Annotated in this window: 16 protein-coding genes and 1 tRNA gene; 8 read left to right on the top strand and 9 right to left on the bottom strand. The window is 38.9% G+C overall.

All coding sequences use genetic code 11. The annotated features are described in order from the left end of the window. Positions 1 to 2: 2 nt before the first annotated feature. A tRNA-Met gene (locus FNW07_RS10860) sits at positions 3 to 75 on the bottom strand. Positions 76 to 194: 119 nt separating this feature from the next. On the opposite strand from FNW07_RS10860, the gene era reads away from it, so the two are divergent. The 3 genes from era (at position 195) to FNW07_RS10875 (ending at position 5,493) form a co-directional block, all read left to right on the top strand. Then, positions 195 to 1,076, top strand: coding sequence for a GTPase Era (gene era, locus FNW07_RS10865; protein ID WP_126744405.1), 882 nt, complete (start codon positions 195 to 197; stop codon positions 1,074 to 1,076). Positions 1,077 to 1,278: 202 nt separating this feature from the next. Next, complete coding sequence (der, locus tag FNW07_RS10870) at positions 1,279 to 2,589, top strand: ribosome biogenesis GTPase Der (protein ID WP_126744406.1); 1,311 nt, start codon at positions 1,279 to 1,281, stop codon at positions 2,587 to 2,589. Positions 2,590 to 2,685: 96 nt separating this feature from the next. After that, positions 2,686 to 5,493 carry an outer membrane beta-barrel protein gene (locus tag FNW07_RS10875; RefSeq protein ID WP_126744407.1) on the top strand — a complete coding sequence of 936 codons (2,808 nt, stop codon included), beginning with the start codon at positions 2,686 to 2,688 and terminating at the stop codon, positions 5,491 to 5,493. A gap of 62 nt (positions 5,494 to 5,555) precedes the next feature. On the opposite strand, the gene FNW07_RS10880 is transcribed toward FNW07_RS10875, so the two are convergent. The 5 genes from FNW07_RS10880 to FNW07_RS10900 are packed head-to-tail and all read right to left on the bottom strand — an operon-like array spanning position 5,556 to position 8,729. Continuing rightward, complete coding sequence (locus tag FNW07_RS10880; RefSeq protein WP_126744408.1) at positions 5,556 to 6,347, bottom strand: YgcG family protein; 792 nt, start codon at positions 6,345 to 6,347, stop codon at positions 5,556 to 5,558. Continuing rightward, positions 6,347 to 6,784 (bottom strand): TPM domain-containing protein, encoded by a 438-nt coding sequence (locus tag FNW07_RS10885; RefSeq protein WP_126744409.1) that lies wholly within the window; start codon positions 6,782 to 6,784, stop codon positions 6,347 to 6,349. Before FNW07_RS10885 ends, FNW07_RS10880 begins: the two co-directional genes overlap by 1 nt. 39 nt (positions 6,785 to 6,823) lie before the next feature. After that, entirely contained in the window at positions 6,824 to 7,411 is a 588-nt protein-coding gene (locus FNW07_RS10890) for a LemA family protein (RefSeq protein ID WP_126744410.1), read from the bottom strand. Between the two features lie 11 nt (positions 7,412 to 7,422). Continuing rightward, positions 7,423 to 7,752, bottom strand: coding sequence for a MerR family transcriptional regulator (locus FNW07_RS10895; RefSeq protein WP_126744411.1), 330 nt, complete (start codon positions 7,750 to 7,752; stop codon positions 7,423 to 7,425). Further along, entirely contained in the window at positions 7,752 to 8,729 is a 978-nt protein-coding gene (locus tag FNW07_RS10900; protein WP_126744412.1) for a M23 family metallopeptidase, read from the bottom strand. The genes FNW07_RS10895 and FNW07_RS10900 overlap by 1 nt, the downstream gene beginning before the upstream one ends. 288 nt (positions 8,730 to 9,017) lie before the next feature. Here FNW07_RS10900 and alaS point away from each other — a divergent pair, with 288 nt between their 5' ends. The 5 genes from alaS to FNW07_RS10925 all read left to right on the top strand — a co-directional run bounded on the left by alaS (position 9,018) and on the right by FNW07_RS10925 (position 15,235). Continuing rightward, positions 9,018 to 11,645 (top strand): alanine--tRNA ligase, encoded by a 2,628-nt coding sequence (gene alaS, locus FNW07_RS10905; RefSeq protein ID WP_126744413.1) that lies wholly within the window; start codon positions 9,018 to 9,020, stop codon positions 11,643 to 11,645. Between the two features lie 261 nt (positions 11,646 to 11,906). After that, positions 11,907 to 12,713, top strand: a complete 807-nt coding sequence (locus FNW07_RS10910) for a hypothetical protein (RefSeq protein WP_126744414.1) — start codon at positions 11,907 to 11,909, stop codon at positions 12,711 to 12,713. Positions 12,714 to 12,834: 121 nt separating this feature from the next. Continuing rightward, entirely contained in the window at positions 12,835 to 13,560 is a 726-nt protein-coding gene (locus FNW07_RS10915; protein ID WP_126744415.1) for a hypothetical protein, read from the top strand. Positions 13,561 to 13,661: 101 nt separating this feature from the next. Then, positions 13,662 to 14,612 carry a GSCFA domain-containing protein gene (locus tag FNW07_RS10920; RefSeq protein WP_126744416.1) on the top strand — a complete coding sequence of 317 codons (951 nt, stop codon included), beginning with the start codon at positions 13,662 to 13,664 and terminating at the stop codon, positions 14,610 to 14,612. A gap of 2 nt (positions 14,613 to 14,614) precedes the next feature. Next, the gene (locus tag FNW07_RS10925) at positions 14,615 to 15,235 is read left to right on the top strand and encodes a DUF4230 domain-containing protein (RefSeq protein WP_126744417.1); all 621 of its coding nucleotides are present in this window, start codon (positions 14,615 to 14,617) and stop codon (positions 15,233 to 15,235) included. Positions 15,236 to 15,281: 46 nt separating this feature from the next. On the opposite strand, the gene FNW07_RS10930 is transcribed toward FNW07_RS10925, so the two are convergent. The 3 genes from FNW07_RS10930 to FNW07_RS10940 all read right to left on the bottom strand — a co-directional run bounded on the left by FNW07_RS10930 (position 15,282) and on the right by FNW07_RS10940 (position 18,237). After that, entirely contained in the window at positions 15,282 to 17,039 is a 1,758-nt protein-coding gene (locus tag FNW07_RS10930) for an aromatic amino acid hydroxylase (RefSeq protein WP_126744418.1), read from the bottom strand. Positions 17,040 to 17,248: 209 nt separating this feature from the next. Continuing rightward, positions 17,249 to 17,644 carry a group III truncated hemoglobin gene (locus FNW07_RS10935; protein ID WP_126744419.1) on the bottom strand — a complete coding sequence of 132 codons (396 nt, stop codon included), beginning with the start codon at positions 17,642 to 17,644 and terminating at the stop codon, positions 17,249 to 17,251. A 59-nt stretch (positions 17,645 to 17,703) separates the two neighbouring features. Continuing rightward, the gene (locus FNW07_RS10940) at positions 17,704 to 18,237 is read right to left on the bottom strand and encodes a DUF4136 domain-containing protein (protein WP_126744420.1); all 534 of its coding nucleotides are present in this window, start codon (positions 18,235 to 18,237) and stop codon (positions 17,704 to 17,706) included. Between the last annotated feature and the right edge of the window lie 22 nt (positions 18,238 to 18,259).

Genomic DNA, 18,259 nt, shown 5'->3' on the forward strand with positions numbered 1-18,259 from the left:
AGTAGCGGGAACAGGACTCGAACCTGTGACCTTCGGGTTATGAGCCCGACGAGCTGCCTACTGCTCTATCCCGCGATGTATCGAGTGCAAAGGTACAACGAAATTCCATTCCGGCAACAAAAACTATTTAAAAAATGTTTTATTTTATCTATTGACTTGATATGACTACCTTTGCAGCATAAATTATATTAAAAATGTCACATAAAGCAGGTTTTGTAAACATCATCGGAAATCCAAACGTTGGGAAATCAACGCTAATGAACGCTTTCGTCGGGGAAAGATTATCCATTATTACCTCTAAAGCACAAACAACACGTCACCGTATTCTGGGGATCGTCAATGGTGAAGATTTTCAGATGATCCTATCCGATACGCCTGGAATTATCAAACCCGCATACGAAATGCAGGAATCGATGATGAATTTCGTTAAATCCGCTTTTGAAGATGCTGACGTTTTAATTTATATGGTCGAAATTGGAGAGCAGGATCTGAAGGATGAGGCTTTTTTCAATAAAATCATCCATGCCAAAATTCCGGTTTTATTATTGTTGAATAAAATCGATACTTCCAATCAGGAAAAATTAGAAGAGCAAGTCGCTTTTTGGGCTGCCAAGGTTCCGAATGCGGAGATTTTTCCTATTTCAGCTCTACAGAACTTTAATGTGCCAGAAGTTTTTGGAAGAATCATCCAATTATTACCTGAATCACCAGCGTATTATCCAAAAGACCAACTGACCGATAAGCCAGAGCGTTTCTTCGTAAACGAAACCATTCGTGAAAAAATCCTGTTGAATTACAGCAAGGAAATTCCATATGCGGTAGAAATCGTTACTGAAGAGTTTTTTGAAGATGAGAACATCATCCGAATCCGTTCGTTGATTATGGTCGAACGCGAAACCCAAAAAGGAATCATCATCGGACATAAAGGAGCCGCTTTAAAGAAAGTAGGAGTGGATGCCCGTGCTGATTTAGAGAAGTTTTTCGGAAAACAAATCCACATCGAACTGGTTGTTAAAGTCAATAAAAACTGGAGAAGCAACGCCAACATGCTGAAGCGTTTTGGTTATAACCAATAAGAAGTAGTTTGTCGATTTGATAGTGTCTAGCCCTGATAGTAGCGGTATCCTTTTGCTGCTTTTTTAAGCAGGAAAAGATATAGTGAATAGCAGGAATAGCTCCTGAAAACTTTAAACCTGATACGTTAAACAAAAAACGTACCTTTGCAGCCCGAAACTGAAAAGCGGTAGGACTGACGAAGTTAATATTTGAAAAAGCATTATGAACAACATTGTTGCCATTGTAGGAAGACCAAACGTAGGTAAATCGACCCTTTTTAATCGATTGATACAAAGAAGAGAAGCGATTGTCGATTCAGTTTCAGGGGTAACCCGTGACCGGAATTATGGGAAAAGCGAATGGAATGGAAAGGAATTTTCGGTAATTGATACCGGAGGATACATAAAAGGTTCTGACGACGTTTTTGAAGGTGAGATCCGCAAACAAGTGGAACTGGCCATCGATGAGGCAGATGTTATCATATTTGTGGTTGATGTCGAAGAAGGTATTACCCCAATGGATGATGTTGTTGCCCGTTTGTTGCGTAAAGTGACCAAGCCGGTTTTGCTTGCTGTTAATAAGGTGGATAATTCCATGCGTGAAAAAGACGCTCTGGAGTTTTATAACCTTGGGTTAGGAGAATATTACACTTTTGCGAGTATTTCAGGAAGCGGAACTGGAGATTTATTGGATGCATTGATTGATGCGTTCCCGGTAAAACCAGAACCGGTTCAGGAAGAAGTTGTTTTACCTCGTTTTGCAGTTGTAGGAAGACCTAATGCCGGAAAATCCAGTTTTATCAATGCTTTGATTGGTAAAGAACGGTTTATGGTGACCGATATCGCCGGAACAACCCGTGATGCGATCGATACGAAATTTGACCGTTTTGGATTCGAATTCAACTTGGTGGATACCGCCGGAATCCGTCGTAAAGCAAAAGTAAAAGAAGATTTAGAATTTTATTCGGTGATGCGTTCCGTGCGTGCCATCGAACATGCAGATATATGTATCCTGATTATTGATGCCACACGTGGATTTGAAGGACAGGATCAAAGTATTTTTTGGCTTGCCGAAAAAAACAGAAAAGGAGTTATCATCCTGGTAAACAAATGGGACTTAGTCGAAAAAGATACTATGTCTACCCGTGATTATGAAGAAAAAATACGCAAGGAGTTAATGCCATTTACCGATGTGCCGATTCTTTTCGTTTCCGCTTTGACCAAACAGCGTTTATTGAAAGCATTGGAGGCGACGGTTCAGGTTTATGAAAACAGACAACAGCGAATCCCGACTTCGAAATTTAACGACTATATGTTGAAAGTAATCGAAGGATATCCGCCACCGGCTTTGAAAGGGAAATATGTGAAAATAAAATATTGCATGCAGTTGCCAACACCAACGCCGCAGTTTGTGTTTTTTGCCAATTTACCGCAGTATGTAAAAGAAGCTTACAAACGTTTCCTTGAAAATAAAATTCGTGAAAATTGGGATTTCTCGGGAGTTCCTATCGATATTTACATTAGAGAAAAATAATTTTGTTAAAATTTCTGTAAGAAATTATTCCTAACGATACTAAATGACTTATTTCGCTGTTTATATACCCAAATATATCAACAGCGAAATTTTTTTATGCCTAAAATCTACACCATCGTTTTCTTCTTATTCGTAAGTTTTTCTTCTTTTGCGCAAAGCAACATTACTCTTAAAGGTAAAATCCACGACAAAAACACACAGGTTCCAATTGAGGCCGCTACCGTTTATTTAACAGCTGTAAAGGATTCCTCTGTTATCGATTATACAATTTCGGATAAAAATGGGATATTCAAAATCGATACCCGAAAAATTACCAAGCCTTTCTTCTTGAAAATATCGTTTCAGGGATATGCAACCTTTAGACAGGAAATCACTACCCTTACAGAAAATAAGGATTTTGGGATATTGCATTTGGAGGAAATAGTAAATACGCTAAATGAGGTGGTGATAAAAAGTGAAGCACCACCGATCAGGATAAAGAAAGACACTCTGGAATTCAATGCATCCTCTTTTAAAGTACGCCCGGATTCAAATGTCGAAACCTTACTCAAGCAATTGCCCGGAGTAGAAGTGGGTACAGATGGGAAAATCACGGTAAATGGCAAGGAAGTCAATCAGATTTTGGTTAACGGAAAACCTTTTTTTGACAAAGACGGAAAAATTGCGTTGCAAAGCCTTCCTTCCGACATTATCAATAAAGTACAGATATCGGATACTAAAACCAAAAAAGAAGAATTGGCGGGACAGGTTTCAAGTTCCAATAATGCCAGTATTAACCTGACCATCGATGAGGATAAAAATAAGGGTTTTTTCGGAAAATTCATGGGCGGCTACGGAACAGATGAGCGGTATGAAAGCAGCGCATTGATTAATTATTTCAAGAATAAAAGAAAGATAAGTGTTCTGGCTTCCTCCAACAATATCAATTCTACCGGATTTTCGATGGACGAAGTCTTTGATAATATGGGAGGTGGACGTAATGTATCGTATTCCAGCTATAGTGACGGGACTTATGGGATTGGTAACATGCGTTTTGGTGGCGGAAAAGGGATAACGCAGTCGGATATGGTGGGACTGAATTATGGTGATGAATGGGGTAAAAAGGTGGAAACCAACGGAAGTTATTTTTTCACGAATTCCAATTCAGAAAATCTAAACAGAACGAAACAAGTTGCTTTTGTGGGTTCAGGAGATCTTACAACGGAATCCAATGCGAAAACATATGAAGAACGCTTAGGCCATAATTTCAGTTTTGAATTGGAATATAAAATTGATTCGACAACAACTTTTGTAGTTGCTCCAAAATTTGCTAAATCAATCAATAGCTATGATAGTAACTCTTTCGAATCCCAAAAAGATGAAAACAATCAGCTATTATATGAGAGTTTGTCGGAAAGTTTTGATACAAGTGAAAACAATGTTTTTTCCAATTCAATTAATTTTAATAAATCCTTTAAAAGAAAAGGGAGGTTCTTAAGCCTGTCCTTTGAGAACGAAAATGGGAAAGAGGAGGTTAACACATTGAATAAATCGAATACAATTGATTATACCGACATTGATCCGGATGAGATACGAGACCAAATCAAAAGAAACAGGAATGTAAAAGATTCGTATTTCACAGAAATAGAATACGCCGAGCCTTTAAAGGATTCTTTGAAAGTTAATTTAGCAGTAGAGTATAAATGGAAAAAAGTGTCTGAAGACAGAATAGCGTACGATTTTGATGAAGTGGCTCAATCATATTCAGTCGAGAATGATAAACTGACCAGTTATTATACATCTACAAGCAGAACAATAACTCCAAAGTCTGGTTTTAGCATTAATAAGAAAAAATTTAATTTCAATTTAGAAGCCGGAACTTCCATTACTAAATTCGACAATCATTCCCTATATCGAAACGATGTTGCAGATGTGAATAAAACCTACATGCTGCCGTATGCGAATGCTTATATAAATTTAAAATTTGGTAAATCAAAATCCGTATGGGCAAATTACTATTACCTGGCCGATTTTCCTACCGCGAGCCAAATTCTGGAGGTACCAAACGAATCCAATCCGCTTAATACTTCTATTGGGAATTCAAATCTAAATCCTAATAAATACCATACAGCTTATCTTAGTTTAAGGGATTTTAACACGGCTACCAAATCGGGCTACAGTATTTACATGGGTGGAAACTTTTATGAAAATCAAGTGGTTTCCTCTACGATTTATCATACCAATGGAAAACGGACGACTTCTTATGTAAATGCTTCCGGTACATATACATCCTGGTTTGGTGGAAATTGGAATAAAACCATAAAAAGAGAAGCGCACACTTTTAAATTTGGGTTGGGAGGCAGCGCGAATTTCGGGATGGCAAAAGGTGTTATTGGGAGAGAGATGACAGGTGCTCCGTTGGTCATGGAAGGATTTGAAGCAAAATCATTACGACTGACACCGCGTGCTAGTTTTACCTATGAATACGGAGAATTATTGACTATAAATCCAACGTATAATTTTACCTACAGCGATACAAAATACACCAATTATTCGGTGAATTCGGCTACCAATATGTTGCATCGATTTAATATCCAGACCACCAATTACTGGCCTAAGAATTGGGTTTTCGGAAATGACTTCGGGTATACGTATAATTCGAATATTGCTGATGGCTTCAAAAAAGATTTCTATTTATGGAACACCAGTTTGTCTTATAATTTTCTGAATAAAAAGATGACGGCTAAAGTAAAGGTTTATGATATGCTGAACCAGAATCAAAGTGCCACAAGGACCATAACTCCATCTGCAATTCGGGATGAAGAAAATATTGTTTTAAAACGTTATGCGATGTTCTCACTGACTTACAAAATTGAAAAATTTGCGGGTAAGGAAAAACCAGCCCGAAATAGGATGATGTTTTAAATCAGGATTAAAAAAATAAAAAAAGCTGCAATCCGCAGCTTTTTTTATATCTAAATCTTTCTTTACCAGCTTCCGCTACTTCCGCCACCGGAAAATCCTCCGCCACCGAAACCACCGCCGAAACCGCCGCCGCCGCCGCCAAATCCACCACCGGATGAACCTCCGCCAAAACTACCGCGTCCTAAACTGCTTAGGATGATAGCGTCGAATAAGCTTGGTCCACGGCCTGAACTTCCGCCGCCGCCTCTTTTGTTTCTCGAGATGATTGACAAAATGATGATGATGATAATGATGATGGGCATTATCGGAAAGTTTTTTTCTTTTTTGACTTTTCGTTCTCCTTTGTATTTTCCTTTCAGGACATCAAAAATCGCATCTGCGCCTTTATCCAGACCATTGTAATAACTACCGGCTTTGAATTCAGGTACAATAACATTTCTAATAATTTCTCCGCAAATTCCTGCAACCAATCGGTCTTCGACTCCGTAACCAGGCCTGATAGATAATTTTCTATCATTTTTAGAGACTAAAATCATAACCCCATTGTCTTTTTTTGCATCTCCAAATCCCCATTTTTGGGCCCAATTGGTTGATAATACATTGATGTCTTCATTTTTAAGATCATCAATGGTTATTACCACAATTTGAGTAGATGTCGAATCCGAATACTTGATCAGTTTTTCTTCTAAACTGGTTTTCTCAGAAGCGCTTAGTAGATTCGCATAATCGTAAACACTGGTCTGGAAATCCGGTTTTTCTGGAATCTTAAACTGAGCCCAGCTCACTTGCGAGCAGCACAGTACAAAAAGAAGCAGGGCCCCGAAAATTGATTTGTTTGTTTTAAGTAAAGCCATTAGCCTTTTGATATTTCATTAGATAATTCATCGGAATCGGCATCATCCCATGGGAAATGCTTCTGTAGTTGTGAGCCTGCTCTGCGGATGCCATCAATCAGTCCCTGCTTAAAATCCCCTTTCTTGAAATGAGCCTGCATAATGTCTTTGGTACAGTCCCAGAAATCGCGACCTACGATATCGTTGATACCTTTGTCACCACAAATGAAAAACGAATGGTCATCTACAGCCAGGTAAATCAGGACTCCGTTTTGCAGTTTGGTATTGTCCATTTTCAATAAATGAAAAACTTCCAGAGCGCGCGCATACGTGTCTCCGGAAGTTGTTTTCTCTATATGAACTCTTATCTCGCCAGAAGTTTCCCTTTCAGCCATACGAATAGCCTCAACAATTTCCTGTTCTTCTTCTGTGGTTAAAAACTTTTCTACTTCTGACATTTTTTTGTTTTTTAATTTCCCTCTTGGAGTTAGGGGGCTTTAGAATTTTACTTCAACAGGTTTTTCAGCACCTTCCACAGCATTGAAATAGGCTTTTTCCTTAAATCCGAACAATCCGGCAAACATCGAGTTCGGGAATGTTTTGATATGGCTGTTATAAGGTTTTACCGCTTCGTTAAAACGCGTTCTGGCTGTCAGGATCTGATTTTCGGTGCTGGCCAATTCATCTTGCAGTTTTAGGAAATTCTGATTGGCTTTCAATTCCGGATATGCTTCAACAGTTACCAATAATCTTGATAACGCAGAAGACACACCGCTTTGCGCTTTGTTAAATTCCGCTAATTGAGCCGGAGTGATATTCGTCGGGTCCACAGTAACGGAAGTTGCTTTAGCACGCGCTTCGATAACAGCAGTCAAGGTTCCTTTTTCGAAATCGGCAGCTCCTTTTACAGTATTGACTAAGTTTCCGATAAGGTCATTTCTTCTTTGGTAGGATGTTTGAACATCTCCCCAAGCCTGTTCAACATTCTGGTTTAAGGTTACGGCTGTATTGTTGATTCCTTTAATCCAGCTGTAAATTAAAAAAAGTACTACTATTCCGATAATCCAAGGCAAAAATCTTCTCATGTGTTTTGTTTTTAAAGTTGGTTTTTAATATTTGTTAATTGTGTTCTGATGGTTTCTAATTTACGAATTATTTCGAATTTATCTAAGGTTTTCTTTTGCCCTTCTTTCAGATGGGTTTTGGCACCTTCTAGCGTAAATCCTCTTTCTTTAACCAGATGGTAAATCAATTGTAAATTCTTGATGTCCTCCGGAGTAAACATGCGGTTCCCTTTCGCATTTTTTTTAGGTTTCAGGATATCAAATTCCTTATCCCAAAAACGGATCAGCGACGCATTCACGTCAAATGCTTTGGCGATTTCCCCAATGCCGTAATATCTTTTCTCAGGTAATTCTATGTGCATTAGTCGAGTGATTGATTTTCTTGATTAGCAATTTTTGATATGGCAATGTATTCGGCGGCGGAAATATTTCCATAATAGAAATTAATCGGATTGACCGGCTCGCCATTTTTATGCACTTCATAATGTAAGTGTGGCGCTTCCGAGCGACCCGTACTGCCTACGTATCCAATGATGTCACCTCTTTTTACGTGCTGCCCCGGGCGTGCTTTGTACTTGCTCAAATGCCCGTAAAGCGTTTCATACCCATACCCGTGTCGGATTACAATGTGGTTTCCGAATCCTGTAGCCGTATTGTCCGCCCTTTGTATTACCCCGTCGCCAGTAGCAAAAATCGGTGTTCCTGTTTTCGCGGTAAAATCCATTCCTTCGTGAAATTTCCGAACTTTCGTAAAAGGGTCGCTTCGGTATCCAAACCCCGAAGCCATATGTTTTAGATTTTCATTCCGAACTGGTTGTATCGCCGGGATGGCCTCCAGTAACTTGGCTTTTGCTTTCGCTAATTTCAAAATCTCGTCCAGCGATTTGGACTGGATCACCAATTGTTTACTCAGTATGTCCACTCTTTTGGTGGTATTCATTACCAGCTGCGAATTATCATATCCTTCCAGTTCTTTGTATCGGTTGGAATCCCGAAATCCGGATTTTCTCTCTTCATCCGGGATAGGCGACGTATTAAAATAAACACGGTACAAATTATTATCGCGCTCCTCAATATTGGCCATTACTTCATCAATCTGGTCGATTTTTTTATTCAGAATCGCATATCGAAGTTTTAGGTTTTCAATCTCACGGGCCTGCAATCGGTCTTTTGGGGTTTCAAAATAAGGAGTATTCAGTAAAATCAGGAAACTTAAGGCGCCAAATAGTCCGGAAGACACTAAGAACAGAACGACATAACCAAATTTCTTGCTCTTTTTAGTTTTGATTTTGCGATATGCCAGATTTTCAGAATCGTAATAATATTTTACCTTCGACATGTTTTAAAATATGCTATTTTTGCACCTTGAAAAGTTAATTGGAAACCAATTGTAAGGATAGACGAACAAATTTAATAAATGTTTCCTTAAAATAGTTTTTTAGAGCAAAACATTTGGCATTTTTATCAATACTGTTCCTGCTGTCCGCTGTATCCACGCAAAAAGTGCGCGGGATGCCGCTTCCATCAGGGCTAGACGAGAGAACTTTTCAACTTTTCAAATGAAGCAAATAAAAAATGAAGCAGTTTTAGGCTCACTGGACTTAAGACTTTTAACCAAAATAAAGCAATGAAATCACAAGACGTCAGAAAACAGTTTCTGGATTTTTTCCAAAGTAAAGGACATGTAATCGTTCCATCAGCACCTATAGTATTAAAGGATGATCCGACCCTGATGTTCAACAACTCCGGAATGGCTCAGTTCAAAGAATATTTTCTGGGCAACGGTACCCCAAAAAGCAAACGAATTGCCGATACCCAAAAATGCCTTCGTGTTTCCGGGAAGCATAACGATTTGGAGGAAGTCGGTATCGATACCTACCACCACACCATGTTTGAGATGTTGGGGAACTGGAGTTTTGGGGATTATTTCAAAAAAGAAGCCATCAACTGGGCCTGGGAATTACTGACCGAAGTATATAAAATAGACAAAGACATTCTTTATGTGACTGTTTTTGAAGGCAGCGAAGAAGAAAACGTGCCATTCGATCAGGAAGCATACGATATCTGGAAGACCTTAATTTCAGAAGACCGCATCCTGCTAGGAAACAAAAAAGACAATTTCTGGGAAATGGGCGATCAGGGACCTTGCGGACCTTGTTCCGAAATTCACGTGGATATTCGTTCGGCCGAAGAAAAAGCACAAGTTTCCGGTAAGGATTTAGTGAATAACGACCATCCTCATGTCGTGGAAATCTGGAACAACGTGTTTATGGAATTCAACCGTAAAGCCGATGGTTCTTTAGAGAAGTTGCCGGCGCAGCACGTAGACACCGGAATGGGATTTGAACGTCTTTGCATGGTTTTGCAAAATGTACAATCCAATTATGATACCGATGTCTTCACACCGCTGATCAATAAAATTGAAAGCATTACCGGAGCAAAATATACAATCAAAGCAAAAGACGAAGACGAGGAAAAAATCAACATCGCCATCCGCGTTATTGCCGATCACGTTCGTGCGGTGGCCTTTGCCATCGCCGATGGACAATTGCCTTCGAATACAGGAGCGGGTTATGTAATCCGTAGGATTCTGCGTCGTGCCATCCGCTACGGATTCACCTTCTTAAATACCAAGGAAGCATTCATTTATAAATTGGTGGAGACGCTGAGCAATCAGATGGGCGATTCTTTCCCGGAAATCGTTTCCCAGAAAAACCTGGTGATGAATGTAATTAAAGAGGAAGAAAGCTCCTTTTTAAGAACACTGGACCAAGGATTACAATTGCTTGAAAATGTCATTAAAGCAACGGAAGGAAAAATTGTTTCCGGCCAGAAAGCATTTGAACTGTATGATACGTTTGGTTTTCCAATCGATTTAACCGCATTGATATTAAGAGAAAGAGGGCTTGATTTGGATGAAGCCGGGTTTGAAAGAGCGATGTTCGAACAAAAAACCCGTTCCCGAGCTGCTTCCGAAGTGTCTACCGAAGACTGGATTGTTTTAATTCCCGGGAATGTGGAAACTTTTGTCGGCTATGACAAAAATGAAAACGACGTAAAAATTACCCGTTACAGAAAAATTGACAGTAAAAAGGAAGGTGTCTTATACCAAATCGTTTTAGATAATACTCCTTTCTATCCGGAAGGTGGCGGACAGGTAGGTGACAAAGGGATATTGATTTCAGCCAATGAAAGTGTTGCTATTATTGATACCAAAAAAGAAAACAACCTGATTCTGCATTTTGCCAAAAACCTACCGGAGAATGTGAGCGGAACCTTTACGGCTAAAGTCGATACAAAATTAAGAACCGATTCTTCCAGAAACCACTCGGCTACGCATTTGATGCATCAGGCGCTACGAACTCTTTTAGGAACCCATGTGGAACAAAAAGGATCCTTGGTGAGTCCTGATTATCTGCGTTTTGACTTTTCACATTTTTCAAAAGTGACGGATGCCGAATTACGTCAGGTGGAAGATTTCGTTAACGCACGCATCCAGGAACAGTTGCCATTGATAGAACGCAGGGATATTCCGTTTGCTCAGGCAGTTGAAGAAGGGGCCATGGCTTTATTCGGCGAAAAATACGGAGACCATGTCCGCGCCATCAAATTTGGAGACAGCATGGAATTGTGCGGAGGAATCCACGTGAAGAACACCGCCGATATCTGGCATTTCAAAATCACCAGTGAAAGTGCTGTTGCAGCAGGAATCCGTCGTATCGAGGCTATCACTAGTGATGCGGTAAAAGAACATTTTGCTTCTCATGAACACTTGCTTCATGAGATTAAAGCCGCTTTAAAGAATCCACAGGATACTTTGAAGGCTGTGGTTTCCTTACAGGAAGAAAATACCAAGCTAACCAAACAGATTGAAGGTCTGATGAAAGACAAGGTTAAAAACATGAAAGCGGCGTTGGTTTCCGAAATACAGGAAGTAAACGGAATCCAATTTTTGGCAAAACAAGTCGACCTGAATCCGGAAGGAGCAAAAGACCTGGCATATGAGTTAGGGAATTTGGGAACGAATGTCTTTCTGGTTTTGGCTACAGCCGAAGAAGGAAAACCAATGCTGACCTGTTATGTATCCAAGGAACTGGTGGCGGAAAGAAGTCTGAACGCCGGGAATGTAGTCCGTGAATTGGGTAAATACATTCAGGGAGGCGGAGGTGGACAACCGTTTTTTGCAACAGCAGGAGGGAAGAATATTGATGGAATTGCCGAAGCTTTGCAAAAAGCAATTGATTTTATACAATAGACTAATAGTCAGTGAGTTATATTTAAGTGGAAAACCTGGTTTTCCGCTTTTTTTTGTGAAAAAAACCAAAAACGATAAAATTTTATAATTACCCTTTGGAACCCCTTGTTTTATTGAGATTATAAGGTAGAATGTATTTATTTTAATCGATAAAGTGCTCATTTTTAACGATGTACGGTATTAAACTAATGTTAAAATTAATTTTCAAAGTAGCTTTATTTACTTTCTTTACAAAAAATTTTAAACAACAAACTACAAATTATGAAAAAATTTAGCTGCATTTTAGGCCTTATTACGGCTGTGCTTATTAGTTCATGTTCAAATGATGAATTTGACACCACCACCCCAGAGAACACGACAGATGCTAAAATAGCAAATACTAACGGTACCTTATTAAAGAAAACTGTTGCTATCATCGATGGCGGTACTACCGTTACGACAGGTGAGTATACGTATAACGGAAATAAATTGTCCAGAGTAACCACTGAAGACAAATATGTAACCTATACTTATACCGGTGATCTTATCGCATCAAGAGAATTCTATTCGAATAACCTTTTAGCCACAAAAGAAATATTTGAATACAACGCCAACAAACAATTGGTTGCCTTTAAAAGAGTAAAACCGAATAATGCTGTTATCTATAACGCAGTATATGTGTACAACGCTGACCAGAGTATTTCAGTTACCGGATACAAAGGTGCTTTAAAAGATGCCGCTTCCGAAATCAGAAGCAGAAAAGTGTTCCTGACTAACGGTCAGATCAGTAAGGTTGAAACCTATAACAAGGTTAATGGCGCGACTGTAACAGAAACAGCAATGTATACTTTTGACGGGAAACATTCTCCATTTGCAAGCATTACCGGCTTTGATAAATTAACGTATTATGATGCGGCTTTAAGCTCTGCCTCAAATAATATTATGTCATCTGTATATACATCGTCCGCTACTGCAAAAACGGATAACGATCAGTATCAGTACACCTATAATTCATTTGATTATCCAACGACTGCTACAGAACTTACATCTGTTGGAAAACCAACAGTTTACCAATACTTCTATCAATAAGATCAGAAGTTAGAATATAACCAAATTCAAAACCCAAATACTCAGTATTTGGGTTTTTTTATTTTAAAAATAAATTGGCACTAGGAATTTTTGTCGTTTTTTTGTAAAAAAAATTAGAGAAATGCAAAAACTTATGTATGCCTTTGGTGCTTTAATGTTAGTACTTACTTCTTGTACTAATGATAGTGCCTCAAATTCAAATGCCATATTATTAAAAAGATCTATTAGCAATTCTGTTACCCTTGAGTATAATTATAATGGAAATAAATTGGTAAGTATATACGCAGGAGGGTCTTTATATCTTAGTTATACCTATGTGGGGGATTTGATTACGGGATACCAACACTTCAATAATAATGCAGAAATGGTTGTTGAGGTGATATATGAATATGACAGTAATCAACGAGTCGCAAGTAAAAAATACTTGAATTACGAGGATTTATCTGCTGGCAAAGTTTTCTATACCTATAATTCAGACGGTACAGTATCTTTTGAAGCATACAGTGGAGATTTTGCCAGCCAAAATAACGCCACAGGTTGGACCGGAATTTATTATTTAAATGCCAATGGAGAAGCCATTAGAATTGATGAATATAACCAAGGTATTCTTGATACTAGAATAGAATTTACATATGACACCAAAAATAGTATTCTGAAAAATATTACTGGATACAATAAATTATTTATGATTTATGGTGAGGGTAAAATAAATAATATACTGACTGGAAAACTATATAATTCTGATAACGTTTTAGAGTCTAGTTATTCACATCAGTATGACTATAACAGCGATAATTGCCCTGTCTTTTCTTACGGCGGGGAAACAATTCATTTCTTCTACGAATAAATTCATAAGATTTTAAAAACGGATTCGTTTAGAAAAACCCAAATACTCATGGATGTATTTGGGTTTCTTTTTTTATTCCTATTTTTGAATAAAAATAAAAAATGCAGTTCAGAACCCAAATACCCATTCCTAAAAGTAATTCTCCAATAGATTATACTTCCAGGATCGTGTCTTTGGGTTCCTGCTTTGCGGTAAATATGGCGGAGCAATTCACTTATTTCAAATTTCAAAATACATCCAACCCGTTTGGAATTTTATTCCATTCGCAGGCTATTGAAAAGTTGATTGATTTTGCTGTGTCCGAAAAGCAATTCACCTCCGAAGATATATTCTTTCATAACGAACGCTGGCATTCCTTTGATGCGCATTCCGATTTGAGCTGTACAGATGCTTCTGAATTATTGCATAACATGAATGCTAAAGTCAAATCGCTGCAACAAGAATTACTCCAGTCAACCCATATCATCGTCACCTTAGGAACGGCGTGGGTGTACCGAAACAAAGAAAGCAATACTATTGTTGCCAATTGCCATAAAGTGCCGCAAAAGCAGTTTGATAAAGAATTGTTGTCTGTTGCCGTCATTACCAAAAGTTTGGAAAATATAATTGCATCAATCGCTTCTGTAAACACAAACACTAAAATCATTTTCACGGTGTCACCAGTGCGCCATATCAAGGATGGTTTTGTCGAAAACCAAATCAGCAAATCCCATTTGATAACCGCAATTCATCAGGTTCTGAAATCGAAATCCGCAAACCTAAGTTATTTTCCGTCCTACGAAATCATGATGGACGAATTGCGTGACTATCGTTTTTATGCCGAAGACATGATTCATCCAAACCAAATCGCAATTGATTATATCTGGGAGCGCTTTGCAGCAACATGGATTTCGGAAGCAGCTTATAAAACGATGGAGGAAGTTAATGTTATCCAAAAAGGAATGGCACATCGCCCTTTTAATCCCCAATCAGAAAGCCATCGCAAATTTGAAGCCCAATTAACCGAAAAAAAGGGTAAATTAGTATCTCAATATCCATTTATGAAATTTTAATCATGGTAAAGCGTATACTAGTAGGAGTCGGAGCAGTTGTAATAATCTTTTTGTTATTCCGGTTTTGCGGATTCAAAAACAACGACGGAACCACCCAGGAATACAATACCAATCTGATTCAGCAGCAAATTGTGAATGTCGGAAAACTGGTCGTAACTGAGGGGCATTTTTCGCAAATCATGACCTACAAAGACCAGGATAAGTATTTCATGGATATGCTTTCTTTTGAAAAAAAGGCGCTCATTATCATCAACGCTGATGTTACGGTGGCTTATGACCTGCGTCAGATGAAATACGATATCGACGAAAAGAACAAGATGATTACGATTTTACGTATTCCCAAAGAAGAAATCAAAATCAGCCCTGATATCCAGTTTTATAATGTGGAGCAGAGTAAACTCAACCCTTTTACCGGTGATGATTACAATAAAATCAACAAAAAGGTTAAAGCGGATCTAGCACTTAAAATCGGAAAATCAAGTTTGAAATCCAATGCGCAAAACCGATTGATAAGTGAGCTCTCCAAAATTTTAATCCTGACTAATTCCATGGGATGGAAATTACAATATGAAGACCAGGTAATCACTACCGAAAATGATTTCAACCAAAAAATAAAAGCATAAAAAATCCCAAGCATAACTTGGGATTTTTTGTTTTTATAAATAAGTTTTACACTTTTTCGTTCTCTAAAATCAATTCCAGTCCGCCGCTAATCAGATGAGCTACTTTCGGACGTTCCTGTTTTACTTTTTCCAAATGCGATAATACTTCCGGCATTAGGTCCTGATTGCTGTTCTTTTGCAGAAGCTCCGCGATTTCAATCGATAACAACCAATCATTAGGATAGTTTTCTTTTAATGTAGCAAACGTCTTTTCCAGAGAGACATCAGTAGGTTTTCCTTCGCGGATGTTTCTCACATTCTGATACAATCCTTCCAATTCCTCACGTTCGGGAGATGTTTTTGCTTTGATGGTTTTGCTGGATGGGACATGTGTAATCATGTCAAAACTTTTCACATCGGCTGGACCGGAAAAAGCAGAAATGACGTTTTTACCCACTACCATGTCGAAGTTCCCCCATTCCGGTTGGAACAAAATGGTGTCATTATGTTTCACGGTGCAGTTTTTAAAGCTGATCGCAATGATTTTCCCCAATAGATTTCTGGAACCCGTAATGATTTCGCCGGTAACGATAATGTCGCCTTCGAATTCCAATGTGATTTTTTTGCCTTCATAAATGTCATATGCAGTCAAATCCCTTGGGCTCATGTCTTCAATGGCCAGGTTGATCCCTTTCAGTCCTCCGATTGGTGACCCAAATCCTTCGGCATGATATTCCGTTCCATGACCGACCAATTCTTTTTCTCTGTAGGACAAAGCGGTTTTTCCTGTGGTCTGGATGTAAACCGGTTTTCCGTCATCTTCAATGACATTGGTAAATACACCCGAAATCTGGATTCCGGTACTGAGTTCGATTGTTCCTAATGCTTTAGAATTAATCAATTTTCGGATTCCGGATAAACCGCCGGTACGCAATGCCATTTTATTGGCAAATTCTTCCAAGACTTGGCTCAAATGAGCAAAATCAGGAGTAACATAGAGTTGGGGTTGTAATTTAGTGATGTCAAAATTTTGGTTGGCAGCCGAAATGTCATATGGGATTTTCTTCACGTTATCGGTCATACACCAAGCACTTTCACCAATGGAAGAAAGCAATCCGGCACCGTATATTTTCGGGTTTTCAACAGTTCCGATCAGACCATATTCGACAGTCCACCAGTGCAGGTTCCTGATTTGGGCCATTTCCGACAATTCGCCCATATTGTTCTGCAGATAATCCACTTGGTTTTCTGCCGCTTCAATGTCAGCCTGAGGTGTGCCTTCAGCTTCTTTCAGGATCGAAAGCAATCGAACCGCTTCATACATTTCATAATCATGGGAAGACGAAATCGCCTTGCAACCGATTTCCCCAAAACGACGCAGGTATTCCGCATATTCCGGATTGGCGATAATAGGGGCATGACCGGCGCCTTCATGGATAATATCCGGTGCGGGTGTATATTCGATATGGTCCAGCTGACGGATATCCGACGCGATCACCAAAACATTATAGGCCTGGAATTCCATAAAGGCATTTGGCGGAATAAAACCATCCACCGCAACAGCAGCCCAGCCGATTTCTTTCAAAATTCGGTTCATGCCATACATATTCGGGATACTTTCAATAGAAATTCCTGTCTGACGCAACCCATCCAAATAAGAGCTGTGCGCTACTTTTCCTAAGTAATCTACGTTTTTTCGCATCACATAACGCCAAACTGCCTGATTGATAGGGGTGTATTCGCTGTAATCTTGTGGTTTGATAAACTGTTTCAGGTGCTTGGGCAGGCGTTCTATTAACGGATTGGTCTCAATTGCTGTGTTCATGGTAGGTTGTTGTGTGTATTTGGTGTAAAATTACGAAATTTTTGAAGCCATTTCCAGCTTTTCATTACAAGTTTTTGCAAACCCGGTTGTTTTTTCATTGATTTTAAAAGAGCTTCCTTCGGTCGCTTTTTAAAATCAAAAAAAACTAAAACGGCTATTAGCAAAAAGCTTTTCACTTCAATCTGGGCTAAGGGTCTGGAAATCTTATTTTAAAGAAGGGGCTTCTTTCCGGTGTTTCTGAAGTATTCAATCTTATAATGAAACATTTCGGCCATTTTTTCGGCTCTCATTTTGGCATCCTCCGCTAACGGGCCTTCAAAAAGCCTATTGACTGTGATTATAAATATTTCCATCCAGCGGCTGAAATGTTCTTTTCCGATAGGCAAATGGGCGTGAGGCGGAAAAGGGCTGCCCGAGTAGGTATGTTCTTCCAGTAATATGGTTTGCCAAAAGCGGTACATTCTTCCTAAATGTTCCGGCCATTGATTTCCGATTTTCTCATTAAAAATAGAGCCAATAAGATTGTCTTTCCGGACTTCGGAATAAAAAGTATCGACCAACAATTTAATGTCGTCAAGATTCGAAATGTCTTTTGGGGTATTCATAGTGGTGTTAAAAAAGCCTACGCAAAGGTAGGCTAATGGATTCAAAAGTATATCGTAAATTATTTGGTTTGCGGTGGATATTGCGCCATAATTTTAGCAACAAACTCATTAATGCGTTCGTCTTTTTTCGCCTGTACCTGAGTCAAATCTCCGCTTCCCATGCCCTGCCATATCAATTCTTTTTTCTTGGCATCAACTAGATCGATATAAAGCGTTCCCTCTGTTGAACTTGAAACATAAGTTCGGCCTCCCCATAAATAAGGATTCCAGCCATATCCCCATCCATAACCCCAACCGGCATTATATTGGGTAACATCAACCTGTTCTCTTTCTTTTGTGAAAAAGGTAACCAGTACATCGGGATTCTCGCTTTTGGTCATTCCTTTTTTGCCAAGTTCCGTCTCGATGGCACGGAGGATTCTTTTTTTATCCAAATCAGAAATCTCTACTTTGTCAATACCATTTTTATGGAAGGCGTACGTTTTATACTGACTAAAATTTACATTCTTGTCAAAATCAGAATTTACTCTAACGGAACTGCAGGAGCCCAATACGAAGAGTATAATGAGGGGGAGGATTTTAAGTGCTTTCATTTCTTTTTGTTTTAGGTTTAAA

It is taken from the genome of Flavobacterium sp. GT3R68 (assembly GCF_007109225.1).
Classification (GTDB): domain Bacteria; phylum Bacteroidota; class Bacteroidia; order Flavobacteriales; family Flavobacteriaceae; genus Flavobacterium.